Annotated in this window: 30 protein-coding genes and 1 tRNA gene; 20 read left to right on the forward strand and 11 right to left on the reverse strand. The window is 41.4% G+C overall.

The window, feature by feature from the left end; genetic code table 11:
* Positions 1 to 21: 21 nt before the first annotated feature.
* The 6 genes from ARCPR_RS06370 to ARCPR_RS06395 are packed head-to-tail and all read right to left on the reverse strand — an operon-like array spanning position 22 to position 4,531.
* Positions 22 to 1,167 carry an aspartate aminotransferase family protein gene (locus tag ARCPR_RS06370; RefSeq protein ID WP_012940658.1) on the reverse strand — a complete coding sequence of 382 codons (1,146 nt, stop codon included), beginning with the start codon at positions 1,165 to 1,167 and terminating at the stop codon, positions 22 to 24.
* A gap of 19 nt (positions 1,168 to 1,186) precedes the next feature.
* Positions 1,187 to 2,116, reverse strand: a complete 930-nt coding sequence (locus ARCPR_RS06375; protein WP_012940659.1) for an inorganic phosphate transporter — start codon at positions 2,114 to 2,116, stop codon at positions 1,187 to 1,189.
* A gap of 7 nt (positions 2,117 to 2,123) precedes the next feature.
* Complete coding sequence (locus tag ARCPR_RS06380) at positions 2,124 to 2,768, reverse strand: TIGR00153 family protein (RefSeq protein WP_012940660.1); 645 nt, start codon at positions 2,766 to 2,768, stop codon at positions 2,124 to 2,126.
* Between the two features lie 3 nt (positions 2,769 to 2,771).
* Entirely contained in the window at positions 2,772 to 3,152 is a 381-nt protein-coding gene (locus tag ARCPR_RS06385) for a CBS domain-containing protein (RefSeq protein ID WP_012940661.1), read from the reverse strand.
* A gap of 27 nt (positions 3,153 to 3,179) precedes the next feature.
* On the reverse strand, positions 3,180 to 3,887 hold the full coding sequence (gene ribB / locus ARCPR_RS06390; RefSeq protein ID WP_012940662.1) for a 3,4-dihydroxy-2-butanone-4-phosphate synthase: 708 nt from the start codon (positions 3,885 to 3,887) through the stop codon (positions 3,180 to 3,182).
* A complete protein-coding gene (locus ARCPR_RS06395) occupies positions 3,884 to 4,531 on the reverse strand; it encodes a winged helix-turn-helix domain-containing protein/riboflavin kinase (protein ID WP_012940663.1) in 648 nt (215 codons plus the stop codon). The genes ribB and ARCPR_RS06395 overlap by 4 nt, the downstream gene beginning before the upstream one ends.
* 85 nt (positions 4,532 to 4,616) lie before the next feature.
* On the opposite strand from ARCPR_RS06395, the gene ARCPR_RS06400 reads away from it, so the two are divergent.
* Entirely contained in the window at positions 4,617 to 5,858 is a 1,242-nt protein-coding gene (locus ARCPR_RS06400) for a hydroxymethylglutaryl-CoA reductase, degradative (protein WP_012940664.1), read from the forward strand.
* Positions 5,859 to 5,883: 25 nt separating this feature from the next.
* On the opposite strand, the gene ARCPR_RS06405 is transcribed toward ARCPR_RS06400, so the two are convergent.
* A complete protein-coding gene (locus ARCPR_RS06405; protein WP_148208691.1) occupies positions 5,884 to 6,345 on the reverse strand; it encodes a hypothetical protein in 462 nt (153 codons plus the stop codon).
* 22 nt (positions 6,346 to 6,367) lie between these two features.
* Positions 6,368 to 6,910 (reverse strand): hypothetical protein, encoded by a 543-nt coding sequence (locus ARCPR_RS06410; RefSeq protein WP_148208692.1) that lies wholly within the window; start codon positions 6,908 to 6,910, stop codon positions 6,368 to 6,370.
* Positions 6,911 to 7,062: 152 nt separating this feature from the next.
* On the opposite strand from ARCPR_RS06410, the gene ARCPR_RS06415 reads away from it, so the two are divergent.
* Positions 7,063 to 8,406, forward strand: coding sequence for a RuvB-like helicase (locus ARCPR_RS06415; RefSeq protein ID WP_012940666.1), 1,344 nt, complete (start codon positions 7,063 to 7,065; stop codon positions 8,404 to 8,406).
* 251 nt (positions 8,407 to 8,657) lie between these two features.
* Here ARCPR_RS06415 and ARCPR_RS06420 read toward each other — a convergent pair.
* Positions 8,658 to 8,730: transfer RNA gene (locus ARCPR_RS06420), tRNA-Val, on the reverse strand.
* A 71-nt stretch (positions 8,731 to 8,801) separates the two neighbouring features.
* On the opposite strand from ARCPR_RS06420, the gene ARCPR_RS06425 reads away from it, so the two are divergent.
* From ARCPR_RS06425 to cofH, 12 genes are read left to right on the forward strand one after another with little or no spacing between them, the layout of a single operon-like run.
* Complete coding sequence (locus ARCPR_RS06425) at positions 8,802 to 9,938, forward strand: cofactor-independent phosphoglycerate mutase (RefSeq protein ID WP_048084517.1); 1,137 nt, start codon at positions 8,802 to 8,804, stop codon at positions 9,936 to 9,938.
* Positions 9,935 to 11,431, forward strand: a complete 1,497-nt coding sequence (locus tag ARCPR_RS06430; protein ID WP_012940668.1) for a DUF2070 family protein — start codon at positions 9,935 to 9,937, stop codon at positions 11,429 to 11,431. Before ARCPR_RS06425 ends, ARCPR_RS06430 begins: the two co-directional genes overlap by 4 nt.
* A 22-nt stretch (positions 11,432 to 11,453) precedes the next feature.
* The gene (locus ARCPR_RS06435; RefSeq protein ID WP_012940669.1) at positions 11,454 to 11,687 is read left to right on the forward strand and encodes an Lrp/AsnC family transcriptional regulator; all 234 of its coding nucleotides are present in this window, start codon (positions 11,454 to 11,456) and stop codon (positions 11,685 to 11,687) included.
* Complete coding sequence (locus tag ARCPR_RS06440) at positions 11,684 to 13,408, forward strand: DNA topoisomerase VI subunit B (protein WP_012940670.1); 1,725 nt, start codon at positions 11,684 to 11,686, stop codon at positions 13,406 to 13,408. The genes ARCPR_RS06435 and ARCPR_RS06440 overlap by 4 nt, the downstream gene beginning before the upstream one ends.
* A 41-nt stretch (positions 13,409 to 13,449) precedes the next feature.
* Positions 13,450 to 13,698, forward strand: coding sequence for a thioredoxin family protein (locus tag ARCPR_RS06445; RefSeq protein ID WP_012940671.1), 249 nt, complete (start codon positions 13,450 to 13,452; stop codon positions 13,696 to 13,698).
* A gap of 4 nt (positions 13,699 to 13,702) precedes the next feature.
* Complete coding sequence (locus ARCPR_RS06450) at positions 13,703 to 14,407, forward strand: anaerobic ribonucleoside-triphosphate reductase activating protein (protein WP_012940672.1); 705 nt, start codon at positions 13,703 to 13,705, stop codon at positions 14,405 to 14,407.
* Positions 14,397 to 15,107 carry a Rossmann-like domain-containing protein gene (locus ARCPR_RS06455; RefSeq protein WP_012940673.1) on the forward strand — a complete coding sequence of 237 codons (711 nt, stop codon included), beginning with the start codon at positions 14,397 to 14,399 and terminating at the stop codon, positions 15,105 to 15,107. The genes ARCPR_RS06450 and ARCPR_RS06455 overlap by 11 nt, the downstream gene beginning before the upstream one ends.
* A 20-nt stretch (positions 15,108 to 15,127) precedes the next feature.
* Positions 15,128 to 17,938: a leucine--tRNA ligase gene (gene leuS / locus ARCPR_RS06460; RefSeq protein ID WP_148208693.1), complete on the forward strand. Its 2,811-nt coding sequence runs from the start codon at positions 15,128 to 15,130 to the stop codon at positions 17,936 to 17,938.
* A complete protein-coding gene (locus tag ARCPR_RS06465; RefSeq protein WP_012940675.1) occupies positions 17,935 to 18,834 on the forward strand; it encodes a daunorubicin resistance protein DrrA family ABC transporter ATP-binding protein in 900 nt (299 codons plus the stop codon). Before leuS ends, ARCPR_RS06465 begins: the two co-directional genes overlap by 4 nt.
* Positions 18,831 to 19,589: an ABC transporter permease gene (locus ARCPR_RS06470; protein WP_012940676.1), complete on the forward strand. Its 759-nt coding sequence runs from the start codon at positions 18,831 to 18,833 to the stop codon at positions 19,587 to 19,589. Before ARCPR_RS06465 ends, ARCPR_RS06470 begins: the two co-directional genes overlap by 4 nt.
* 48 nt (positions 19,590 to 19,637) lie before the next feature.
* Positions 19,638 to 20,612: a 7,8-didemethyl-8-hydroxy-5-deazariboflavin synthase subunit CofG gene (gene cofG, locus ARCPR_RS06475; RefSeq protein ID WP_012940677.1), complete on the forward strand. Its 975-nt coding sequence runs from the start codon at positions 19,638 to 19,640 to the stop codon at positions 20,610 to 20,612.
* Entirely contained in the window at positions 20,554 to 21,603 is a 1,050-nt protein-coding gene (gene cofH, locus ARCPR_RS06480) for a 5-amino-6-(D-ribitylamino)uracil--L-tyrosine 4-hydroxyphenyl transferase CofH (RefSeq protein WP_012940678.1), read from the forward strand. The genes cofG and cofH overlap by 59 nt, the downstream gene beginning before the upstream one ends.
* 10 nt (positions 21,604 to 21,613) lie before the next feature.
* On the opposite strand, the gene purB is transcribed toward cofH, so the two are convergent.
* A complete protein-coding gene (gene purB / locus ARCPR_RS06485; RefSeq protein WP_012940679.1) occupies positions 21,614 to 22,960 on the reverse strand; it encodes an adenylosuccinate lyase in 1,347 nt (448 codons plus the stop codon).
* A gap of 52 nt (positions 22,961 to 23,012) precedes the next feature.
* Positions 23,013 to 23,204 carry a hypothetical protein gene (locus ARCPR_RS06490; protein ID WP_012940680.1) on the reverse strand — a complete coding sequence of 64 codons (192 nt, stop codon included), beginning with the start codon at positions 23,202 to 23,204 and terminating at the stop codon, positions 23,013 to 23,015.
* Positions 23,205 to 23,251: 47 nt separating this feature from the next.
* Between ARCPR_RS06490 and ARCPR_RS06495 the strand changes: the two genes are divergently transcribed.
* The 6 genes from ARCPR_RS06495 to ARCPR_RS06520 all read left to right on the forward strand — a co-directional run bounded on the left by ARCPR_RS06495 (position 23,252) and on the right by ARCPR_RS06520 (position 26,361).
* Entirely contained in the window at positions 23,252 to 23,629 is a 378-nt protein-coding gene (locus ARCPR_RS06495; RefSeq protein ID WP_012940681.1) for a ribonuclease P protein component 4, read from the forward strand.
* Position 23,630: 1 nt separating this feature from the next.
* Positions 23,631 to 23,984: a YlbF family regulator gene (locus tag ARCPR_RS06500; RefSeq protein WP_012940682.1), complete on the forward strand. Its 354-nt coding sequence runs from the start codon at positions 23,631 to 23,633 to the stop codon at positions 23,982 to 23,984.
* A gap of 66 nt (positions 23,985 to 24,050) precedes the next feature.
* A complete protein-coding gene (locus ARCPR_RS06505) occupies positions 24,051 to 24,830 on the forward strand; it encodes a CBS domain-containing ParB/RepB/Spo0J family partition protein (RefSeq protein ID WP_012940683.1) in 780 nt (259 codons plus the stop codon).
* Positions 24,831 to 24,836: 6 nt separating this feature from the next.
* Positions 24,837 to 25,118, forward strand: coding sequence for a phosphoribosyl-ATP diphosphatase (gene hisE, locus ARCPR_RS06510; protein ID WP_012940684.1), 282 nt, complete (start codon positions 24,837 to 24,839; stop codon positions 25,116 to 25,118).
* Positions 25,115 to 25,411 (forward strand): signal recognition particle subunit SRP19/SEC65 family protein, encoded by a 297-nt coding sequence (locus ARCPR_RS06515; RefSeq protein WP_012940685.1) that lies wholly within the window; start codon positions 25,115 to 25,117, stop codon positions 25,409 to 25,411. Before hisE ends, ARCPR_RS06515 begins: the two co-directional genes overlap by 4 nt.
* A complete protein-coding gene (locus ARCPR_RS06520; RefSeq protein ID WP_012940686.1) occupies positions 25,408 to 26,361 on the forward strand; it encodes a methyltransferase domain-containing protein in 954 nt (317 codons plus the stop codon). The genes ARCPR_RS06515 and ARCPR_RS06520 overlap by 4 nt, the downstream gene beginning before the upstream one ends.
* Position 26,362: the final 1 nt, after the last annotated feature.

Below are 26,362 nucleotides of genomic sequence, written 5' to 3' on the forward strand. Positions count from 1 at the left end.
AAAAATTGTTTTCAAAATATTTTAAGTTAGCGTTCTCAAGATTGATCCTAACTTTTCAACAGCATAATCAACCTCCTCCTTACCTATCACCAAAGGCGGAACAAATCTCAGATTATCCTCAGAAGTTGCATTCAACACTAAACCCTCATCAAACCCCCTTCTCACGATTTCAAAAGCATTTTCAAACTTTGCACCTATCATCAAGCCCAAGCCTCTAACTTCTTCACTCAACTCGCTCAGCCTCTCTCTGAAGTAGCTACCAACCTTTCCGGCATTTTCTACGAGTTTTTCCTTTTCGATAATTTCAATTGTTGCTAGAGATGCCGTACAGGCTAAGGGATTTCCTCCAAAAGTCGATGCATGTTCAGTAGCTTCAAGCTTCTTAGCAACCTCGTTTGTAACCCCAACACCGCCAATGGGAAATCCGGAACCCATTGCTTTAGCCATTGCAATAACATCCGGCTTAACACCGTAGTGATCTTTGGCAAACCACTTTCCAGTCCTTCCAAATCCTGTTTGAACTTCGTCGAATATTACGATGAAGTGATGCTCGTCTCTCTCTTCAAAAACAGCCTTGATAAAGCCTTCGTCAAGTGGATAAACTCCAGCCTCACCCTGAATAGGTTCGAGTATAACACAGGCAGTTTCATCATCGACTTTTTTCTCCAAATCGTGAATGTTGTTAGGTTCAACAAACTCTACAGGCTTAATCAAAGGTTCAAACGGCTTTCTAAACTTCTCCTTCCAAGTTACAGAGAGGGATCCCATCGTCCTCCCGTGGAAAGCGCCTTTGAGAGCTACAAACTTCTTCCTTCCCGTCACCTTCCTCGAGATCTTCAAGGCACATTCAACAGCCTCAGTTCCGCTATTGCAGAAAAAGAACTTGTCCATTCCGCTTATTTCTCTCAGCTTCATAGCCAACTCGATTTGGGGAGTTGTGTAGAAGAGATTTGAAACGTGCACCAGTTTTTTCAACTGCTCCTCAACTCTTTTAATGAAATGCGGATGCGAATGCCCTATAGCAACGCATGCAATCCCCGCAACTAGATCCAAATATTTCTTACCGTTTTCGTCGTACAGCCAGCAACCCTCGCCCCTGACGAAAACTACTCTCTGTCTTTTGTAAAACGGGATTAAGTACTCCTTTTCAAGCTCGAACCAGTCCATGCATAAAGTTTTGCTTGGATTAAATTACTTTGCCCAAAGCAAAACAAGTTATAAAGCTCAGAGCTGGAGCGGTAACCCAGCTCAAAGCAATCCTTCCCAGAAGACCCAACTTAACAGTCCCGATACCTTTCAAAAATCCAACACCAAATATGCCACCTATTATACAATAAGTAGTTGAAACAGGCATTCCCAGAGTTGTGAAAATCCAAACACTTAAACCAGCTCCAAACTGTGCTGAAAATCCAGAGATAATATCCAATGCCGTTATACCCTTTCCAACTGTCTCAACGACTCTATGACTTAGTGCCAATGCACCGAAGAACAGTGAAAAAGTGCCTATTACACCCGCTTGAGTTGGATCCAATATTCCGTAGTAAACTACCGATCCTACAGCGGTTGCGAGCTCATTGGCACCGGTATTGTAAGCTATGAGAATTGCGCTGATCAACAGGAGAATTGAAAGTATTCTCTCCGCAACGAAGACTGAATATCTTACAAGAGTTTTTTCGAGAATCTTGTAGATTGCTATAGACAGAAAAAATGATGAGAAAGGGGAGGTAATCCAAGACAGCACTATTTTTAGAAGAGTATAGTAATTTACCGGTAATCCCAAAGCCAAAGCTGAGCCAGTTAAACTTCCAATTATAACCTGATGACTTGAAAGTGGAAACTTGCGCCAGTTTGAAAGAATTATTATAACCGCTGACATTGTCAAAGAGAGTGTAAGAGACTTGCCGCTCAATCCCACCAATTCTTTTCCGACAGTTCTCATTACAGCATGTCCCTGTAAGCTCACACCTATAAGGACGAATACTAACAATAGTATCAAAGCAGTTCTGAACTTTAGAAGTCCGCAACCTATGCTTATTCCGAATGCGTTTGATGTGTCGTTTGAACCTATGCTGAAAGCTATTAGGATGCAAGCGGCGATTATAGCAAACTCGATCATAGAGTTATCATCTCAAGCTGACATTGATTATTTGAATAATATCTCCCGCATCTTCTATTAAGTCAGAGATGCTTACGATGTGCTCTAAGAGTTTTAGGAATGATAGAGCAGACCATACATCGACGTCAACCCCTCTTATCTTCTCTTCAAGCCTGTGCTTAATAGCATCAACCTCTCTCTCATAGACTCTAATCTTAACAGTTAGCTCGCTTAAGTCTTCTCCTTCAATTAGAGCTTTGTAAGCCTCGAATAATCTCTTACTAGCTTTAAAGTTAAGTTCGGCAATTCTCAATATATCCTCTCTTGCCATATCCAACAGAGACTTATCCTTACAAGCTTTCAGGTACTGATAGTCGTACACAGTATCCTCAATCTTATCGATTGCCTCATCTACAACTTCGGAAAACCTGTATATGTTGGGTCTGAGGTAGGGTAAAAACGCACCCTCATAAATCTTCATTGCAATATCTCTCCTTATTCTATCGCCCTCATCCTCGAACTCGCAGATAGACGATAATAATGAGTCGTCATCCGTTTCTAGAGCAAGTTTAAACGTTTCGCATGCTGTTTGCAGAACCTCAAGGTGTTCTTTTATTAAATCTAGAACTTCCTTTTCCAACTTTCCTCCAAAGAACACCCTCTTGAAAAACATACTTCACCTCAAAGCTTTCATTATATCCATGAGCGCAACAACTCCAACTATCCTACCATCATCAAGCACGAAGACTCTCGCTATGTTGAACCTCTTCATGAACCTAATAACGTCTTTGAGCTCGGTTCCCTTTGGGACGGTGACTATGGGTTTAGATGCTATGTCACCGACTTTAACGTTATTTGGATCGAGATCGTTTGCAAAAACCCCAAAAACAATATCTCTAGCAGTTACTACTCCATAGCAGTCATTTTCATCACGAGGCTTGACGAGTAATGACCTTATACGCCTCTCAAGCATGAGATCGATCGCCTCTTTAACGCTAGCATCCGCCTCTATGAATTCCAATCGTCTGTTCATTACGTCTTCAACTCTCAATAACATCACCCCTTGATTTCGAAGTTTAGTGAATTATTCGAATATCAGCATCTTCTCCTCTCTAAAGTTCTTGTAAGCTTTAACTATATCTTTACCCTCAACGAAAGGAATACCTCTCTCTTCAGCATACTCTTTAGCCTTTCTCTTGCTCAAAGCTTTCCCGGTTTCAGCGTCCAGCATCTCGCAAATCGCTACTGCTGGAGCGATTCCAGCCATTTCAGCTAAAGCTACACTTAGCTCGGTTTGACCAACTCTCTCGTAAACTAAGTTTTCCGAAGCTCTCAAAACGGCAACGTGCCCCGGACTTCTGAACTCACTGCCGAAATCGAACTCCTTACCGTTGATCATGACGTAGTCTACAACCTCTCCCAATCTCCTTATGGTTAAAGCCCTATCTACATCCGTTATTCCCGTGAAAGTGTCCCTATGATTTACCCACAACGCAAACGAGCTTCTCGAATCGTATTTTATGTCGAAATCGGCAACGCTCCTAAGTTCTGGCATTTTTTCGCTTGCCACCCTCAGTACGTCGTGCATAAAAGGAATCTTAAGCTTTTCACAGGCTTTAGGATGTAAAGCTACACATATAAGCCCTCCACCGTCGATTCTCATCATTGCCACATCTTTCGGAGTTACCGCAATCGCCGGAATGGCTATATCAGTCTCACCTTCCCTATCGTCAAAATCGTATATTAGGACTGGCTTTCCAGCCCTGAAATGCCTTAAAGCCTCTTCTATCACACTATCACCTCCACTTCTACCCAATCTCCATCTTTCAAACCCAAAACATCCCTAAGTTTGACGGGAGCTATTATCTCGATAACATCCTTAGGGTAGTGAGTTCTCTGGGGAATTACAATAGCGCCTTCAATTCCATTAACCCTACACCTGAAGGCCTTAACATCGCCAAAAGTCCTCTCCTTCGTCTTAAAACCCTCAATTTTTATCCCTTCCATCTCATCAAGCTTAGCCCTAAAGAACATCTGCTCTTTTGGGATTTTCAAGTTGAGCGTGCCCGGATAAGGTGTAAACCCTAACTTCTCTTCAAACTGCTTCTTATATCCCTCCAATGAAACGTAATACCTCCCCTCACCCAAACCGCTGAAAACTTTCCCTTTTATTACAAACTCACCCTCACCTTCGAAAATACGCTTGTAGTCGAGATACTCCTTGTAAAGCAACTCCTTCCCCTTATCGGTTATCACAACAAATTGCCCGTCCTTCGTCAACGTTCTCTCAATCAAACCCTCGTCTTCAAGCTCCTTTAGTTTCCTTGAAGCGGCCTGGATACTCTGCCCTATCTTTTCAGCCAGTTCTTTTGAGCTTATCTTTAAAACTTTCCTCATTGCATTCATAAGAGCCAAAGCCTTCAGTACCTGCAACATCTCAATCGTGAGATGATTCTCAAGAATGGTATATATTTTTTGTCATTACACCATCGTTTTTAAAACGTGTTGAAAACCTTCAAGCATGAAAACGTCCCGTCTGAGCGGGTTCTACAAGCTCAGCATTGATGAGAGACTGAAAATTGTCAGAGATTTTGCAGATTTAAGTGATGAGGAAGTAGAGCTTTTAAAGACTTCTAAGATCGGCTTGGATAAGGCTGATGCAATGATAGAAAACGTAATCGGCACATTTGAACTGCCGATAGGCATTGCAACAAATTTCTTGATAGATGGGAAGGACTACTTGGTTCCAATGGTTATAGAGGAGCCAAGTGTTGTTGCTGCCGCAAGTCACGGAGCTAAAATTGCAAGAGTAAAGGGTGGTTTCTCTACGCTTTACACTGGCTCGATCATGATAGGACAGATTCAGGTTTTGACGGACAACCCTCATTCGGCTAAATTTGAGGTGTTAAAGCACAAGGACGAGATAATAGAGAAGGCAAACGAGATAGAATCTTCAATCGTCAAGCTCGGAGGAGGTTGCAAGGATTTAACTGTTAGAGTCTTTGATAATATGATCGTCGTGCACCTTTTAATCGATGTGAAGGATGCAATGGGAGCTAACTTCATAAACTCCGTTTGTGAAAGGATAGCTCCGTTTATAGAGCGAATTACAGGCGGAAAAGTTTTACTCAGAATTCTCTCAAACCTCTGCCCTCAAAGACTTGCGATAGCCAAAGCTGTATTCGATAAGAAGGCTGTTGGGGGAGAAGAGGTTGTTGAAGGGATCATCAAGGCTTACGAGCTTGCTAAGGTCGATATTTACAGATGTGCGACACACAACAAGGGAATCATGAACGGTGTTTGTGCTGTGCTTATTGCAACTGGCAACGACTTCAGGGCTGTTGAATCCGCTTGCTACGCTTACTCAGCAATGCAAGGATTTAAACCCCTAACACACTACGAGATAAATGAGGATGGCGATTTGGTCGGTTACATAGAATTACCAATGTCGGTTGGGGTTGTTGGAGGTGCAAAGGCAAATCCTCTCGCAAGGATTTGTCTGAAAATTTTGGGTGTTAAAAGTGCTGAAGAACTGGCAAGGGTAATAGCTTCAGTTGGATTAGCTCAGAACTTCGCCGCTTTGAGAGCTTTAGTGACTGAGGGCATTCAGAGGGGTCATATGGAGCTGCATGCGAGAGGTCTAGCCCTGTCTGTGGGGGCTAAGGGTGATGAGGTCGAAAAGGTGGTTGAGAGAATGCTCAAGGAGGGAAAGATTAGCATGAGTAAAGCTAAGGAGATTTTGGAGAGACTTAGACAAAAATAAATTAATTTTAAATTTATTTTATTAATTAAATTTCATAAATCTCTCTTATATTTAATTCATTCTTATTTTGCTCTAAGTTTGAGACATAACTTTCTACAGCTCTATAAATTAATTCAGCTCTACGTTCTAAGAATTTTTCGTATTTAGATAATCTGTATAAGCTCTCATCAAGCGGGATTAAGTGTGCCATCAATTCATATTTAGTTATACCAAACTCGTTAATGTACTCATATGGTTCTTTTGATCCTATTTTTTTATTGGTCATTGATGTTATGTATACGCAATTAGGTAACAAATCCGCTCTTTCGGGATAATGTTTATATACTAACTTTCTTGGGAAGAAATGATGTTTTTCTATATTATTACTTAGAATATTTTCATTTTTCTCAATGAAATCGCAGGCATTTGTCTTATAACATAAGATTTTCAGTAGTGTAGCCAATCTACTCCTCATAGAATTTCCTTTTATCTCGTCTGTTGTTGGCAACGATAAACCCCTACATAAGTCCTCAATAGCCTCTGAAATCGTTTTTGCACGCTCTATTCCAGATATTTTTTATTTCACTCGTTTTTTTGCGTAAGAGTGATTCTAATCTGGGGTCTTTTGGTTCAGCTATAGAAGAAAATATTTGCAATACACCAGACCTATATTTTTCTGCTTCAGTTATATATCCTTCCTCAATTAATTTTGAAATAAATTGATCAAAATTATTCTTAAATTCTCTCCAAGCACAGCCAACCAGTCTTGTTACGACAACATCAGATATTTTTACTTCAACTCCACCTCTATTTATCCTTTCGAATATTTCAGTTACATGCGCAAAATCACTAAATCCTTCAGGAATTATATAGCAATGTATCTCGTAGTCTGATATAGTATTTCTTAATTTATAGAATTTGTCGGCTAACTTACTTTCGCTAATGTTCCATTTAATTGAGTATTCATTAGCCAACTCAATTAAGTTTTCTTCTGTCATAATGTTTGTTATTGGACAAAGTATATCCTCATTTTTCGAAGTGATCTGATCAAATACAAATTCGTTTCCCTCCAAATAGACTCCAACTCTGCATTTCTTTTTAATCTCCTCCCAAGTATCCTTACCTCTGCGATTTCTATTATACAATAATTCTTAAGTTTATTCAAGATAATTTTTAAATTCAGTTACTCTCACCAAGGAATAGCAATTCTCGGAGGTGATTACGAATGGCTATAGAGATTAAAGAGATTCAAAAGTTTGAGAGGATTGGAGCGCATTCGCACATTAAGGGGTTAGGATTGGACGAAAATCTGAGAGCTTTGGATGTAGCTGACGGTTTGGTCGGGCAGAAGAAGGCAAGAGAGGCTGCTGGGGTTATTGTTAGAATGATAAAATCCGGAAAGATGGCTGGGAAGGGAATACTGATAGCAGGACCACCGGGAACGGGTAAAACCGCGATAGCGGTAGCTATAAGCAAGGAACTCGGTAAGGACATACCTTTCGTTCAAGTGTCAGCGAGTGAGTTCTACAGTGCAGAAATGAAGAAGACAGAAGCTCTGATTCAGGCGATGAGAAAGGCAATAGGTGTTAGGATTAAGGAAAGGAGATTTGTCTTGGAGGGAGAGGTTGTCGGCTTGGATTACAACATGGTTCCTAACCCCTACAATCCAACGCAAAAGATTCCAGAATCTGCAACTTTAACACTGGCAACGAAGGATGAAAAGAGGACTTTTACTGTAAGTGGTAGGTTGGCCCTACAGTTCCTATATCAGGGTATAGAGGTTGGAGACGTCATAATGATCGACAAGGAGACTGGAAGAATCGTTAAGCTTGGAAAGAGCGAGAGAGCTAAGAAGTACGATATAGGAGAAGAGACCGTAGAGGTTCCTTCTGGCAGAATTGAAAAGGAGAAGGAATTTACGTATGTTGTAACACTACACGATCTGGATGAGGCTAATGCGAGGAGAAGAGGGGGACTTTTCAGCCTGTTTGAGCCAGTTAGCAAGGAGATCGACAGTGAGGTGAGAGAGGCGGTAGATGAACAGGTTAAGAGGTGGGTTGAAGAGGGAAGAGCCGAGCTTATACCTGGTGTTCTCTTCATAGATGAAACACATCTGATGGACATCGAGCTATTCGCCTTCATGAATCGTGCAATGGAGTCGGAGATGGCACCGATAATAATTCTGGCATCAAACAGGGGATTTGCAAAAATCAGAGGAACCGACATAGTCTCTCCACATGGAATTCCGCTTGATCTCCTCGACAGACTTCTGATAATCACAACTGAGCCTTATTCTAGGGAAGAGATAAAGAAGATAATAGAGATTAGGGCTGACGAATCTAAGATCAAGTTGAGTGAGGAAGCTCTGGAGATGCTTACAGATCTGGGAGAGAAGAACAGTCTTAGATATGCTGTCCAACTGCTTGCACCAGCCTATGAACTCGCAAAGCTCAGAAATTCAGATAAGATAGAGGTTGAGGATGTGAAAAAAGCATCAGAACTATTCGTGGATGTTAGTCAGAGTTCAAGTTATCTAAAGAAATGGGAAGAAAAAATGTTAGCTCAATAAAAATTTTTATTCTAAAGCTTCCACATCAGTTGACTTGCACTTGGGACATCTCGGCGCTTTCTTCTGCGCTTTGGAGATCCACTCGTATCCGCAGTTCTTGCACTTCACTCTCTTACCCTTAGCCGTATTCAGTTGTATTATAGCAAAACATTTAAGTTTTGCGCAAATAAAATAGGTTTTTACATTTTAATAGCTTGTTTTAACCGTGGAATTCTCGAATACGCTTAGAGGAGTAGAGAAAAATGCAGAAATGGGCCCGCCCGGATTCGAACCGGGGACCTCCTGCGTGTGAGGCAGGCGTCATAACCCCTAGACCACGGGCCCTTAATTCAATGTTGATTGAGAACATAAAAGGATTGCGATACTGTTATTTAACAACGCTAAAAATTCGGGCGATGAAGTATCTCCTGCTCATCCCAGACGGAATGGCAGATTACAGAATTGAAGAACTCGGTAACAGAACACCCTTAGAAGTTGCGGACAAGCCAAACATGGATTTCTTGGCTAAGGAGGGGTGTTGCGGTATTGCAAAGACAATTCCTGACGGTTTTGAGCCGGGAAGCGATATAGCGAATCTGACAATTTTGGGAATAGATGTCAGGAAATACTACACGGGTAGAGGACCAATCGAAGCTCTGGCTAAAGGGATTAGGGGAAAAATAATTTTCAGATGCAACCTCGTCAGGGTTGAGAATGGCATTATGAAAGATTACAGCGCTGGTAGAATAAGCGATGATGAGGCTAGAGAAGCTTTTAAGGCTTTGAACGAGGAAAATCCGTATAGCTTCGTTAAATTTTACAGTGGAAAGAGTTACAGAGGTTTACTCGTGATAGACAGAGATTACGACTGCGAGGTTAAAACTACCCCACCCCACGATATAACGGGAAAGAGGATAGATGATTTCCTTCCAAAGGGATGCGAATTGGCCAAATTGTTGATAGATCTCATGGAAAGCTCGAAGGAAATTCTACCAAAAGTTACAAAGAAGGCGAACATGATCTGGCCTTGGAGCGGAGGTAAGATGCCCAACTTTCCAAAGTTCAAGGAGCTCTACGGAGTTAAGGGGGCTCTGATATCTGAAGTTGATTTGATCCTGGGAATAGGGAGAGGTTTGGGGATGAATGTGATTGAGGTTGAGGGAGCTACGGGTTATATAGACACAAATTACAAGGGATTGGCAAAGGCAACGCTTAAAGCTTTGAGGGATCACGATTTCGTCATGCTCCACATTGAAGGTATAGATGAGGTAAGTCACGAAGGTGATTTGGAGAAGAAGATTGAGGGAATTGAACTCTACGATGAGAAAATTGTAGGATACATAATAGACAGGATTGATTTGGATGAGACGAAGATAATGCTTCTCCCCGACCACCCGACACCCGTAAAACTGGGAACTCACACGAGCGATCCGGTTCCTGTGCTTATATACGGTTGGAAGAGGGATGATGTCAAGAAGTTCGACGAATTCAATTGCAGGAAGGGAAAGCTTGGGTTTGTTGAGGGAATAAAGCTCATGAGATTGCTGATATGAACACCGAAGCTCTTGAAAGACTTCACAGGATAGCCTTTTCCACTCCAAGCTTACTTACTATAGCAATCATCTTAATCTTTTCCTTCCTGATAATATACAAGTTCAATCTTGGAGTTCTCAACTTTCTGACCTTTTCAATCGCCCTAGCCTTATTTGCTCCTATACTAGACATCAAATTTAATTTTAGAAGATACTCATTCTTCATAGCCTTCATATCCATTTCAACAATCCTGATAAACGCACTTTCAAAGTACATCAACACAAATCCTGTCGGTATATTCGTTGCGTTTGTGACAACGACCGTTCTATACTTTATATCGGAAGCGGAGACACTCAAAGTTTCAATAGCATCTCTTGTAGAATCTCTTTTACTCTACCCGAATGCCGCGACAGTTCTTGGCGTAGTACTTGGTATAATTTTCATAAAGTTCATGGATAAAGAGATAAACGGGTACAACGTTCGTCTTTACTTCAAGAGGTTTCTGCTTTCTTGGCTAACGGGAGATCCATCATACTTTGAAGAGGTTCTGAAAAGGAAAGCTACGAGTTTCAGAGGCTGGATAAAGTGTTTGAGGATTGGTAAGGCCAAACTCGTAACGACATCCTTCCATCCCGGCCCCGTAAGGAACATCGGAGGAGCAAGACTTGTAGAAAGGATAAATTCTATGGAGAATGCAGTATACCTCCACAGTCCAACCGATCACTCTCTAAATCCCGTGAGTGCGAATGATGTGGAAAGATTGATTGCATCGATTGAATGCGATGATGTCAAACTCAAACCCATGAAACCCTTCGATTTGGAAAGCGATAACTATATTCTCAGAGTTTTTCCATTCGATAAGACTAGGCTAATGTTCATAATCGGTAAAAAGTGCATAGACGATCTACCTTACGATTTAAACGTTGATAACGCTATGGTTGTGGATGCACACAATGCCCACTGCGAAGTATTCAAGCCAAACATCGAAGAACTGAAAGAGCTCGTAAACAGGGGGCTTGAGTTTGAAAGCGAGCCCTGTGAGATGAAGTATGTCTTTAAGAAGTTCAGAGTTGAAACGAACAGTATATGTGGAAGCGTTGCAGTTCTATTGCTTGATTACGGTTCTGAGAAGCATGCAATTGTAATTGTAGATGGAAACAACGTGAAGCTCGAATTCAGAAAGGAGATTGAAGATTTCTGTGCAAAGAGGGGTTTTAAGGCCATAGTTGCCTCAACTGACAACCATTCGAAGACGGGAATCAGCACAAAATTCACATATCTCCCCGTAGGTTCCGATGAAAGAGATAGGATAATTTTCAAAATACTCGAAGAAAGCTTCAAGTTGAACTTTGAAGATTGCGATGTCTTCTTTTCCAAAAGGGATGTTGTGATTGATGTCGTAGGTAAAGATTTCTGCAGATTTATAGATGAAGTCGGCAGATTTGGTCTTAGCGTTACAAAACTGTACTTTGCATTACTTACAGTATCTTTCGCACTTTCGATAATCCTTTAAATTTGTTTGACAAGCAAGATGTATGGTAATTGCTGTAACTATGGTAAACGTTCAGCCGGGTAAGGAGAGAGATTTTTACAATGCTGTAAAGAATCTTGAAAATGTGAGGGACGTAATTCACGTTTTCGGAGAGTTCGATTTCGTAGTTATAGTTGAAGCTAAGGATTTGGCTGAATTGAATCAGACAGTCGATAAAATAAGGGGACTTGACGGAGTTACAAAAACTCAAACCGTAATAGGGGCTGAACTGGAATGATCGAGAGGCCTAAGGAGATTAGTGTTGCGGAGTTCTTTGAGAAAAATAAGCACATACTAGGATACTCAAATCCAGCTAAAGCTTTGGTTACATGCGTTAAAGAAGCTGTGGACAACAGCTTGGATGCATGCGAAGAGGCAGGAATCCTTCCAGATATCCTCGTTCGAATAAACAGGGTTGATAAACACTACAGAATAACAGTCGAGGATAACGGACCCGGTATTGAGAAGGATGAGATCCCAAGAATTTTCGGGAAGCTTCTATACGGTTCACGTTTTCACACTTTAAAGCAGAGCAGGGGTCAGCAAGGAATAGGTATAAGCTCTGCCGTTCTTTACGCTCAGCTAACAACTGGAAAACCAACAAGAGTAATCTCAAAGAGGAGGGGAGAAAGCGCTTGGCTATATGAAATTTTGATCGACACAAAGAGAAACGAGCCTGAAGTAGTTAGAGAGGAAAAGATTGATTGGCACAGACCTCACGGGATAAGGATAGAGCTTGAAGTTGAAGGAAGCTACGTAAAGGGGAGAAGACAGAGCGTTTATGAGTATCTAAGGCAAACTTCGATAATAAATCCTCATACAAGGATAACATTCATAGAGCCCGATGGGGAGATTCACGAGTTTGAAAGAGTGAGTTACGAATTACCAAAAATTCCCAAAGCTATAAAACCACATCCGCATGGAATAGAACTTGGAAATCTCATTAAGATGTTAAAGGATTCCAGAGCTAGGAATTTGAAGGAGTTTCTGATAAAAGAATTTTCAAGGGTTGGGGATAAGACTGCTGAGGAGATTTTGAGGAAATCAGGCCTACAAAATAAGCATCCAAGAGCAGTTACGAGAGAGGAGGCAATAAAGCTGTTGGAGGCTTTCAAGGAAACGCAGTTGTTACCTCCTCCTACTGACTGTCTTTCACCGATTGGCGGAGACTTAATAATCAAGAGCTTGGTTTCGGAGTTCAAGCCTGAGTTTGTGTGTGCAGTATCGAGGAAGCCAAAAGTTTACTCAGGGAACCCATTTTTGGTAGAAGTTGGCTTAGCTTACGGTGTTAATACAGACAGAACTGTACTCCTAAGATTTGCAAACAGAATCCCCTTGCTTTACCAGCAAGGTGGCTGTGCTCTAACAAAGGCTGTGGAGAGCGTAAACTGGAAATCCTACGGTGTTCAGCAGAACAAGAACGAATTACCAAACGCACCGATGGTCATTCTTATTCACATCGCATCTACTAACATACCCTACACCTCAGAATCCAAAGAAGCGATTGCTGGGATACCGGAGATAGTTGAAGAGGTAAGGCTTGCTCTGCAGGAGGTTGGACGAAAGTTAAAAGCCTACATCGATAAAAAGAGAGCAATTCAGGAGAAGAGAAAGAAAGAAGGAGCCTTACTGAAGATCATACCGATCATTGCTAAGAAGTGCGCAGAGATACTTGAGAGAGATGAGATAGATGTAAGCAAGGTTTTAGCAAGAATAACGGGCAAAGTTCACATCGAGAAAGTTGTTGACAGTAAGATTGTTAAGATAACTGTCTCGAACTTCAGCAGATCCAAACGTAAGTTCAAGCTGTATGACTCGGGAAAGGTTTGGGATCTGGAGTTGAAGCCGTTTGAAGAGATTGTTATCAGCTACGAATGCGAAAAACCTTCAACAGCAAAGCCCCTTGTAGATGGATTGGATCCAGATTTGATCAGTGGCGCTGAGATATTGACCTTTTAATTTTTGATAACTCTTTTTAACAAACCCACAAAAGCCAAGACATGAAACTGATAGTATTCACAAAGAAGGATTGTCCGAACTGCCCCTATGCAAAAAAGATTGCTAAAGAAGTTGCTGAAGAGCTCGGCTTGGAATTCGAGGAGATAGATATTGAAAAAGACTTGATAACCGCTCTGCAGTACAACGTTGCCTCAACACCTTCGATAGCTTTGGATGAAGAAGTGCTATTTAGGGGAGAGGTTCCTACAAAGGAGGAACTAAAGAGGGAGATCGAGAAGTACTTAAGGTGATCTGATGCGTTATGGCGGCATTTTGGACTTATCCACAGTAGATTTTCCGAAGAAATTGTGTGCTGTAGTTTTCTTTGTTGGATGTCCTTTCAGATGCCCTTATTGCCAGAATTACAGGTTGTTCGAGGGAGGAGTTGAGGTTACGCCAGAGGAGATTGCAAAAAAGATTAGAGAAAACTACCTGATAGAGGGTGTTTGCTTAACAGGTGGAGAACCCCTAGTCCAAAATCTAGATGAACTCACAAAACTAATAGAATTGCTGAAGGAGTACGGATTGGCTGTAAAGCTCGATACGAACGGTTATTATCCAGAGAAGCTGAGAAATCTCGTAGATCGTTTGGATTATGTTGCAATGGATTTTAAGACTGTTCCAGAAAAGTACGCTGAGGTAACTGGAAAGAAGGATTCCTTTGAGAAGTTTCTGGAGAGTTTGAAAATTCTTGTTGATTCTGGTATAGACTTCGAGATAAGAACTACCGTTGTCCCAACGATAACGGATGAAGACGATCTGATCAGAATGGGTGAAATTTTGGCAAGTTACGGTGTTGAAAAATTCGTTTTACAGCAGTTCAGAAACGAAGATGTTTACGATCCGAAGTTCAGAGAAATAACACCATATTCGAAAAAATTTTACTTTAAGGTGGGAAGAAAGTTGAAGGAGATTTTGAAAGAGGTGATTGTTAGGTTTGAAGGTGAGCATGTGTTATGAGCTTTTAACAGAGAATTTTAAGATCGTGGATTTCTCTTTCGCCCTACCTTATACGTACGTGCTTATAGAAGGTAAAAGGGGCAAATCCTTAGGAGTTGCCATGAGCTTGGTCGAAGATGTGGTAGATTACGATGTGAGCTTTAAAGAGGTAAGCGTTGAAGAGTTTTTGAAGGGTTTGGAGAGCTTTAACATCGTTGAAAGGTGCTTGGGTTTCGCTACTCTCAACGCAATATCCCAGTACCACATGAGGGAAGTTGAGAACGTCAATGTCTTTGAGGAGATGGCAGTTGAAGGTGTAGAGAGAGTAGCGGTAGTCGGAAACATAAAGCCTCTCGTTGCTAAGCTTAGAGAAAACTTTGATGTCGTTGTTTTTGAGAGAAATCCAAAGCTTAGATGTCAAGCTCTAAGCGATTGCTTTGAATACGAGTTGCTACCAAAGTTCGATGCTGTTTTCGTGAGCGGAACCGCTTTGATAAACGGAACCTTAAGATTAATCATCGATAGAGCTGAAAATGCGATGTTTAAGGTTTTGATTGGACCAACAGCTCAAATACATCCGAAGCTTGCCGAAGGTTTAACTCACTTGGCTTCGATGAGGGTTGTAGATATAGATAAGGCTTTAACGGGTTTGAAACTTGGCTCTTGGAGAATCTTTGAAAGTGCCTGTGAGAAGTACACGATTAAAGTAAACTATTTTTGATGAGCGTTTACTCTGCATTCATGTTCAGGGAAATTGAAGAGAAGTGGCAGAGAGCTTGGGAAGAAGCTGGTATTTTTCAGGCTGATCCCGATGATAGACCAAAGTTCTTCATAACTATTCCCTATCCGTATCTCAACGGTAACCTGCACGTGGGACACTGCAGAACCTTTACGATAGGCGATGCTATTGCAAGATACAAGAGAATGTGCGGTTTTAATGTACTCTTTCCCATGGGTTTCCATGTAACTGGAACTCCGATAATAGGTCTGGCTGAGCTTATAAAGAAGAGAGACCCAAGAACGATTGAAGTTTACACGAAGTATCACGATGTGCCTAAGGATATTCTCCTAACTCTCACTACTCCTGAAAGAATTGTCGAGTATTTCGCTAAGGAGGCTGAGAAGGCACTCAAGGACATAGGATATTCAATAGACTGGAGGAGAAAGTTCACAACAACAGATGAACCTTATCAGAAGTTCATAGAGTGGCAGTTCTGGAAGCTCAAGGAGAAGGGTTTGATAGTGAAAGGTTCCCATCCTGTAAGATTCTGTCCGAACTGCAACAACCCCGTTGAAGATCACGACCTTTTAATGGGTGAAGAAGCAACAATTGTCGATTACACGGTCATAAAGTTCTACATGCCAGACGATGAATTTGGAAAGATAATATTTCCGTGTGCAACGCTCAGACCTGAAACGGTTTTTGGTGTCACTAACATTTGGGTAAAACCAACAACTTACGTTTTGGCTAAGGTGGACGGTGAGCTCTGGTTTATCAGCAAGGAGTGTGCTGAAAAGCTGAGGTATCAGGAGAGAAATATCGAAATTTTGAGAGAAGTCAACGCTGAGGAGTTTATCGGTAAGTTTGTCGTCAATCCAGTAACTGGAAAAGAAGTTCCCATTTTGCCAGCCGAATTTGTCGATACTGACAACGCAACCGGTGTTGTGATGAGCGTTCCTGCTCACGCACCTTACGATTACGTTGCTATAGAGGATTTAAAGAGGAACGAGGAAATTCTGAGAAAGTACGGCATTGAAGATGTAGTCAAATCGATTGAACCGATAGTACTCATAAGAATCGAGGACGAGGATTACGATATCCCCGCTAAGGATGTTGTTGAGAAGTTAGGTATTAAGAATCAAAGTGATCCGAATTTGGAGAAAGCTACAAAGATAGTCTATAAAAAGGAATACCATAAGGGAGTCCTCTTAGATGTAACTGGTAAATACGCTGGAATGAAAGTTTCTGAAGTTAAGGAGGTAATTCAGAGGGATTTAATTCAGCAGGGGATTGGAGATGTTTTTTACGAGTTCAGCGAGAAGCCTGTTGTTTGCAGGTGCGGAACGAAGTGTGTGGTAAAGGTAGTAAGAGATCAGTGGTTCATAAGGTATTCGGATGAAGAGTGGAAGAGGAAAGTTTTAGACTGGCTTGAGAAGATGACGATAATTCCAGATTACTACAAGGAGGAGTTTAGGAATAAGATTGAGTGGCTGAAGGACAAAGCCTGTGCAAGAAGGAGGGGGCTGGGAACGAGGATTCCTTGGGATAAGGAATGGCTGATCGAAAGCTTGTCCGACTCAACGATCTACATGGCTTACTACATCTTAGCAAAGTTCATAAATGAAGGTAAGCTTAAAGCCGAGAACATAACTCAGGAATTCTTGGATTACGTTCTCTTGGGCATTGGAAAGGCTGAAGATGCTGCGAAGTCATCTGGCTTAGACGTTAAGACAGTTGAAGACGTTAGAAAAGACTTCAAATACTGGTATCCCGTAGATCTGAGGAGCAGTGGAAAGGATTTGGTGGCAAATCATCTGCTCTTCTTCCTCTTCCACCATGTGGCAATTTTCCCACCGAAACACTGGCCGAGGGCAATAGCTGTAAACGGATACGTTAGCTTGGAAGGAAAGAAAATGAGCAAGAGCAAAGGACCCCTCTTAACCATGAAGAGGGCCGTTGCAGAGAATGGAGCAGATGTTACTAGACTTTACATACTCTACGCCTCAGAATACGACAGCGATGCCGATTGGAGAAGCAAGGAAGTTGAGGCAATGAAGAGGCATTTGGAGAGATTTTTCGAACTCGTTAAAGAGCACTACACCAAAGAGATCAAGGAGATTGATCACCTAGACAGATGGCTGATAAGCAGATTCCAGAAAGCTGTGAAGGAGACAAGAGACGCTATGGAAAAGTTGCAGACAAGAAGGGCCGTTAACTCCGCATTCTTCGAAGTGTTGAACGACATTAGATGGTATCTAAAGAGGGGTGGAGACAACTTGGCCATAATCCTAGATGACTGGATAAAGCTTCTTGCTCCGTTCATCCCGCACATTTGCGAGGAACTTTGGCATCTCAAACACGACAGCTTTGTAAGCCTCGAAAGTTATCCTGAATACGATGAAAGCAAGATCGATGAAAAGGCTGAAGCTATAGAAAACTACCTCAAGAACTTCATCGAGGACGTTAAGGAGGTCATGAAGTTTTTCAAGGGTGAAAGAGTTTACGTTGCATTCGCTGAAGATTGGAAAGTTGAAGCGTTGAAGGTTGCTTTGGATTCAGATAGCATGAAATCAGCAATGGCTGAGCTTATGAAGTATGATAAGTTCAAGAAGATGGCTAAGGAGGTATCTGCATTCCTAAAGAGGGTGTTCAGAGATAAGGATACTTTCAAGGAGATCGTGGGAATAGATGAAAGAAAAATTATCGAAGAAAACAAGGAGTTTATTGAGGGTGAGCTTGGCGTTAAAATTGTTTTGGATGAGTCGGCTGTGCCAGAGGATAGAAGAAAGCAGGCGATGCCAGGCAAACCTGCCATATACGTTGAAGGATGACACCGATAATCAGAGTTACAAACGTAACGAAAGTTTACGATGGCCTGAAAGCCCTTGACTCGGTTAGCTTCGAAGTTGAGAGAGGCGAGATTTTTGGGCTTTTAGGTCCAAACGGTGCTGGAAAGACTTCCTTGATAAAGATTCTTACAACTGTAATAAAGCCGACGAGCGGAAAGGCTGAAATTGACGGTCACGATGTCGTTAAATCGGCTGGAGAGGTTAGGAAGAGAATAGGAGTTGTTTTTCAGGAAACTACTCTCGACAACGATCTGACAGTCTACGAAAATTTGGACTTTCATGCAAGACTTTACGGAATGAACAAAAAAGATAGATTGAAGAGAATTGGAGAAGTTTTAAGCTTGGTAGAGCTTGAGGATTACGCCAATACTCTTGTCAGAAAGTTGAGTGGAGGTATGAAGAGGAAGCTTGAGATTGCGAGAGGTATCCTCCACAAACCAAAAGTTCTCTTTTTAGATGAACCTACTCTCGGTTTAGACGTTCACACGAGAAGAAAGATCTGGAAACACATCGAGGAACTTAGAAAAGAAGGTGTTACCGTTTTCATAACAACCCATTATATGGAAGAGGCAGATAGGCTGTGTGATAGGGTTGCTATCATCGACAGGGGTAGGATTGTCGCAATAGATACTCCTTCAAATCTTAAGAGAATGGTCGGTGGAGATGTTGTCAGAATAGAGTTCGAAGGTGAATTCGATCTTCGGATCAAAGCAAAGAAAATCGTAAAAGGCGAAAATTTTGTTGAGATAACTGTTGAAGATTGTGAGAGAGTTTTGCCAGAGATTCTGCGAGCTTTTAAGGTCGTTAAATCAATAAGCATAAGAAGGCCGACACTTGAAGATGCTTTCGTTACCCTAACTGGGAGGGAGTTGAAATGACTTTTGTGCAAAATATCAATGCCGTCTATGTCCTTTGGCTTAGAGATGTTAAGAGGTTTGTTAGGGCAAGGAGTAGATTTCTCGGTTCGCTTGGAATGCCTTTCTTCTTCCTAATCTTCTTCAGCTTGGGATTCAGGAGAGCAACAATCCCAACTTTAAGCATACCTTACATCGATTTCGTAACGCCGGGCATTGTGTCGATGATAATCCTTTTTGGAGGAACTTTTTCTGGCGTTTCAGTAGTTTGGGATAGACAGTTTGGATTTTTGAGAGAAATACTAGTCTCTCCAGCAAGCGGGACATCGATAGCCTTCGGTAGAATTTTAGGAGGAACTACGATTGCAATGCTTCAGGCTGTGATTATGATGTTCGTAAGTCTCTTTGTCGGTTTTAGGCCAAACCCTATAGGAATTCCGATGGCTTTAATCTTTATGTTCCTTACCGGAATCACGTTTACGGGGATTGGGATAATTTTCTCTACACAGATGAGGGATATGCATGGTTTTCAGCTGGTTGTAAACTTCTTTGTCTTCCCATTATTCCTGCTTTCAGGAGCTCTATTTCCAATAGACGAGCTTGGCAGATTGAAGTGGCTAGCTTTGCTTAATCCGATGAGCTACGGAGTTGACGGAGTTAGGTGGTGCTTGACTGGATACACCGAAATAGATCCGACAATAGATTTTGCAGTTCTGCTGTTGGTTGGAGCAGTTTCAACAATTTTGGCAGGATTTTTATTCAGCAGGATGGAGGAATAACTTTGACAAACCTTCACAATGTTTTTATCCCAGTGTTGATCTTAAGGCATGGAAATTGTGACATTCTCAAAAAACGTCTTTATTCCCTTAACGAGAACATGTAGAAACTCGTGTGCTTACTGCGGTTTTAGAAAGAACGATTACAAGCTCATGAAACCAGAGGATATCAAATCTCTTTTATTGAAAGCTAAAAGTGCTCTCGAAGCTCTGTTCACATTCGGTGAGAAACCAGATGTTTATGCGAAATTTAGAGAAAACATCAAAAGATTAGGCTACAACACATTCATCGAATACGTCAGGGATATGAACAAGTTAGCTGTTGATATGGGTTTCTTGCCTCACACTAACGCTGGAGTTTTGAGTTACAACGAATTAAAGACTCTCAAGCCTTTTAATGCAAGTATGGGTTTGATGCTTGAGCAAGCTGTGGAATTGGAGTGTCATGCCGAAAGTCCCGGAAAAAAGCCTGAAGTCAGGATTAAGACAATAAAAAATGCTGGAAAGCTAAAGATACCTTTCACTACCGGAATTCTCGTCGGGATTGGGGAAAGCGAATACGATAGGGCTTACTCGCTTGAAGTAATTGCCGATATCCATGCCAACTACGGACACATTCAGGAGGTGATAATTCAGAACTTCTCACCTAAACCTAACACACCTATGGCAAACTGGAAACCTCCAAGCTTGGAAGATATGCTGAAAACTGTTAAAATTGCTAGAGAGATCTTACCGAGTGATGTAACCATTCAGATACCCCCAAACTTGGTTGAGGATGTTACACCATTCTTGAAAGCTGGTGCGAGGGATTTGGGTGGTATTTCAGAAGTTACACCAGATTACATAAATCCAGAGCATCCTTGGCCATCAATTAACAGTTTGAAGAAAGTTTTAGAGAAAAATGGCTTCATCTTGAGGGAGAGGTTGCCGATATATCCGAAATTCGTAAAGTTGGGGTGGTTTAGTGATGAAATTGCAGAGCTTATTAAGCTCAACTCGGATAGAGAGGGCTTTAGAAAGGCTTAGGGATTTGATAGAAAATCCGTTCGAAACATTTGCAAAAGCCGATGAGCTTAGAAGGAAAGTTGTCGGAGATGTTGTTACTTTTGTAGTCAACAGAAACATAAACTTCACAGACATCTGCGTTGGAAACTGCAAGTTCTGTAGTTTTAGAAATAGGAGGCGTTACCTTCTTACGCTTGAGGAGATCAAGGAGAAGGTTAGAGAGGCTGTCGAATACGGTTGCACTGAAGTCTGTATTCAGGGCGGATTGTACCCCAACGCGGATTTAAACTTTTACAAGTCGATAATTGAGGCTGTTAGAGAAGTTAGCGAAGATATACATATTCACGCGTTTTCACCAATGGAAATTCATCATATGGCCATAAACACTGGTTTGGATGTTAAAGAAGTCTTGAAAGAGCTGAAATCATCTGGATTGGATTCTATTCCGGGAACATCTGCAGAAATTTTGGATGACGAAATAAGGAAGGTGATCTGTCCAAAGAAGATAAGCACGGATCGCTGGATCGAGATTGTAACTACAGCCCATCGTTTGGGAATTCCTTCAACTGCTACGATGATGTTCGGGCATACAGAAGGTTGGGAACATAGACTCAAGCATCTGTTGATAATTAAGGAGATTCAGAGAAGAACTGGTGGATTCACGGAATTCATACCTCTTCCGTTCATGCACAAGAATAACGAGCTTGGAAAGATTGTAAGACCTCCGTCTGGCTTTGAAGATTTGCTTGTGATTGCAGTTTCAAGAATTACGCTTCATCCAGAGATCAAGAACATCCAAGCTTCTTGGGTTAAGTTGGGAGTAAAGTTGGCTCAAGTTGCCCTGTGTGTAGGTGCAAACGACTTAGGTGGAACTTTGATAGAGGAGAACATCTCAAGGTTAGCCGGTGCAGAAAGCGGTGAGTTCCTGCCTAAAGAGAAAATAATCGAGCTGATAGAAAGTGTTGGAAGGATTCCAAAGCAGAGAGATACGTTGTACAGGATTTTGGATTAGCCAACTCAAATTATAAACCAACGACACTCTTAACCCATTCAACAACCCTGTCAACTCTCTCCTTAGCCGTGCCAAGGTAATTTTCGGGCTTTAGCAACTCTTCAAGCTCTTCCTTTGTGAAATATCTCATAATTCTATCGTCCTTCAGCAACTCCTCAAGCAGGCTTGTGTTGTTCGCATAGGCTCTCATGGCAATCTCCCTAACTAACTCGTGAGCTTCCTGCCTACCCATGCCCTTTTTAGTCAAAGCTAACATCACAGCCTCGCTCAGATTCAAGCCCCTAACTCTCTCCAAATTCTCTCTAATCCTATCTAAATCCAAGCTTAATCTCTCAACAACCCTGATCATCTTGGTAAGAATGTGATCAGCCAAAACAGTTGATTCAACGAGAATTATCCTCTCGGCAGAAGAGTTTGTCAAATCCCTCTCCTCCCAGAGAATAGCACTCTGATGCATCGGCTCGACGAAACCTCTTACCACTCTTGCAATCCCGCAGATATTTTCACAGTCAATCGGATTCCTCTTGTGAGGCATAGTAGATGATCCAACCTGCTTTTTGCCAAATTCCTCCATAACCTCTCCAACTTCCCCTCTCTGAAGTATTCTGAAGTTCGTTGCCATCTTCTCAAGCGTTGTGGCTAAATTGGCTAAGAATTCGATGTATTCGCAGTAATGATCTCTCGGGATTATCTGAGTTGATATTATCGCCGGTTTTAATCCTAAGAGCTTCATTACTTCCTCTTCAATTTCAAAACCGTCTTTTCCAAATCCAGCCTGAGTTCCAACAGCACCACTCATCTTTCCAACTAAAAGGCGATCTTTGATCTGTTGAAGCCTTACATAGTGCCTTGCAAGCTCTGAAGCCCAGACTGCAAACCTGAAGCCGTATGTCGTTGGTAGAGCAGGTTGGCCGTGAGTCCTGCCCAAGCAAACAACATCTTTGTACTCTAAAGCCTTCTCACAAACGAGTCTTATCAACTTTTTCAGCTTGAATTCGAGAATTTTTATCGAATCCCTCAGCTGAGTCGCTACGGCTGTATCGGTTATGTCGTTCGAAGTTGCACCAAAATGCACCCACCTTGCAACCTCTTCATCCACAACCTCACTTATAGCCTTAACAAGAGCCATCACATCGTGCCTGATTTCCCTCTCTATCTCCTTTACCCTTTCAGGTGTAACATTTAAAGCTTGTTTTTGAGCCTTTTTAACCTTCTCCTCATCGATGTAGCCCTTCTTAGCTAAAGCCCTCAGCAAAGCAATCTCAACCCAGATCATTCTCTTAATCTTGCTCTCTTCACTCCAAATCCTCTTCATCTCTGGAGTACCATAACGGTAGTCTATGGGGTGAACGATCATAGTTGAAGCTTAGGCAGACTAAATTTAAAAATATGTTTAAAAAGAATTTAAACTAACGCCTTTTTCTCAAAGCCTTGAATATTATTCTTCTGTCTTCCTTTGCCACTTCTCTGACGCAGAACCTCTTTCCCTTAACTTTGATCAAGTAAGGGCATCTACCCTCGTAACCCAAGATGCAAAGCTGACAATCCTCAGGATAAACTCGTTTTATATTATATTTTTCAGCCAACAATTCGATGAACATTTACACCACAAGAAGCTTTATCAAAACTGCTTTTAAGCTTTGTCAATATGCTCAAAAGGGAGAAGAGGCTAGAAAGAAAGATTGCGAGGGAGAGGATTGACAAACTCTTTCAAATGATGGAAGAAATGAAGAACAAAGATTACGAACTTGCAAGGAGGTATGTAGAGCTTGCTAGAAGGATTGCGATGAAGTACAGAATAAAGTTGCCAAAGGAGTATAAACTAAAGTTCTGTAAGAAGTGTCTGTACCCTTATAAGGAGGGTAAGTTCAGAGTTAGGATAGCCAAGTCGAGAGTCATAATAACATGTTTAAATTGTGGATACACTAAGAGAGTACCAATTAGACCGATCAGAAAAAAGATAGATGAAAGAGATAAAAAGAGAAAGGTTAAAATACTACCTCAGAGAGTCTCGCAAAGGTGTTAGAATGTTGGATGTGTTGAGAGAAAAGGCGATAGCTCTGGCAGACGAGATAACAAAGCTCGAGGAGTATGTCGAGTTTCTGGAGTGCGAGAAGGCTTTGAAAGAAGATGAAGTCGCTCAGCAGTTGTTGATGGACTTCCAGCAGAAACAGCAGGAGTTTGTAGCAAAACAGATGAGTGGCGAATTTGATCAAGACTTGATGAATGAGCTGTCAGAGATTCAATCAAAGCTCAGTGCAAGGGAAAGCGTCATAAACTTCATAGAGGCTTACAACAAGTTGTTGACGACTTTAGCAGAAGTGCTTGATTTGATAAGTGAGAGAATAAACGTCAATCTAGCCGAAGTATACAGGAGGTAACGATTTTTTCCATCAAAAATTTTTCCATACAAAATTTTAATACACCTCAAATTTTATTCTATTCCAATGGCCAAGCTCAGAGTTAAGGACTACATGACAAAAAATGTAGTTACACTATCACCTGAGAATACAGTTGAAGATGCGATAAGGCTGATTGAAGAAACTGGACACGATGGATTCCCAGTTGTCGATGAAGATGGTATGCTCGTTGGATACGTATCATCAATAGATCTCTTAAAAAAAGATCCGACAATGAAGATAAAGGACATAATGAAGAAGGAGGTACATGTTGCGAAAGAGTACATGCCGCTGAAAGATGTTGCAAGAGTTATGTTTAGAACTGGACATTCGAAGCTACCAGTTGTAGATGACAGGGGCAGGTTGGTAGGAATAATATCGAATACGGACGTTATCAGAAGTCAAATCGAGAGAGCCACACCTGAAAAGGTAGAAAAACTCAAGAAAACCCTTGAGAAGATACACAACACCAACATCACGATCGAGAGAGGAAAAGTGGAGGTTAGCAAGTTAATACCAACACAAACAAAGGTATATGCGGATGAATTGAGGGGAAGAATTCACGAACTTAGAAAAGGTTTGGCTGAGCCTATAGTCGTTATAAGGAAAGATAACCGATATTACTTAGTCGATGGACATCACAGAGCCATAGCATCACTAAAGATCGGCCAAAAATTGCTTGACGCTTACATACTGAACGTTCCTGAGAATGTGGAGCTTGGAATCGAAAAGCTCGTAAGGAGAAAGGGTATAAAGTCGTTAAAAGACGTAGAAGTTGTTGATGAAGGTCATCCGCTTGTTGAGATAACACTCAAAAGGGTTGAGTGATCAAAAATGATACTTGACGAACTTTACGATGTCTTAATGGACAGAAAGATCAATCCAAAGGAAGGATCATACACGTCAAAACTACTCTATCATCAAAAGGGAGTCAACAAAATACTTGAAAAGTTAGGTGAGGAATGCGTTGAGCTAATACTGGCCGTGAAGGACGGCAAGAGGGAAGAAATAGTCTATGAGACGGCTGACCTTGTTTATCATCTGCTCGTACTCCTAGTTAAGCTTGATATAAAGCTTGAAGAGATTTGGAAAGAGTTGGAGAGGAGGAGAAAATGAAGGAGTGTGTAATCTGGACGGTAAATATAGACAGCAGAAAGAAGAGAAGTGAAGGCAGAAAGATAGCTTTAAAATACGCCGTTCCAAATGTAAAGCTCGAAGAAATAGTTAAAGCTTGCAAAGAGCTAGGAATTCCATGTAAGGCTGAAGAAAAGAAGTATCCAAAGTTCTGGTGGGAAGAAGGAGGAAGGGTTGTTGTTCCAAAGACCGAATCAAAGATAAGACTGATGGAGAAGATTGTCTCAAAAATAAAGGAAATTAGGGAAAGAGAAAAGACCAAGAAGAAAAAATGAAGGGGATTTTTTACCTCTCTGGAGAAAACACTTGCTTAGCAAGTTTTGAAGTCCTAAATCTTCTCGAAGCTGAAGAAATAAGTAGGGATGTACAAATCTTAATAGCAGAGTTCAAAAGGAACTGTTTTGATAGATTGGCCCTAACACATGAGGTTTCTGAATACTATACAACTTGCGATCTTGAGGAGCTGGAAGAAGTTCTAAGTGAGATACCTATAAGGGGTAGCTGTTGTGTAAGGGTTGTAAAGATAAGGAGACCCGATCTCAACAGCTTGATGATTGAGAAGAGGCTTGGAGCGGTTCTTTGGAAGAGAGGTTGCAAGATAAATTTAACGAATCCGGACACACACATAAGAGTGTATATCTCCAAAAGATGTCATGTCGGTTACCTAATTCACAAGACTGACAAAAAGCAATTTCTCGAAAGACATCCTAACAAGAGGCCCTTCAGTATGCCATGCGTAATCCCTCCAAAGATAGGAAGGGCTATGGTAAACATAACCGCTGGAAAATACATACTGGATCCCATGTGCGGAACGGGAACTTTTCTGATAGAAGCTGGTTTGATGGGGCTAGATTTCGTTGGAGTTGAAGCTTACGATAGGATAGTGAGAGGATGTGCTGAGAATCTGAAATTCTTCAAGCTCCCCGTGAATGTGATTAGGGGAGACGCTAGAAATCTACCGTTTAAAGATGAGGTTTTTGATGGAATTGTTACAGATTTTCCCTACAAAAGATCGACGAGGTTATTTGGTGAGAATCTAGTTGAGAGGGCTGTAGAGGAGATACACAGAGTTTTAAAGCCAGATGGAAGGGCAGTACTCGTAATAAACGTGGACATAGACGACTTGGTAAACGATTACTTTGAAATAGAGGGCAAGTGCTATCAGCGAGTTCACAAGAGCTTAGAGAGAAGATTTTACATCTGCAGGAAAGTTAAAAAACTTTAAA

The organism is Archaeoglobus profundus DSM 5631, assembly GCF_000025285.1.
In the GTDB taxonomy this organism is placed as follows: Archaea; Halobacteriota; Archaeoglobi; order Archaeoglobales; family Archaeoglobaceae; genus Archaeoglobus_B; species Archaeoglobus_B profundus.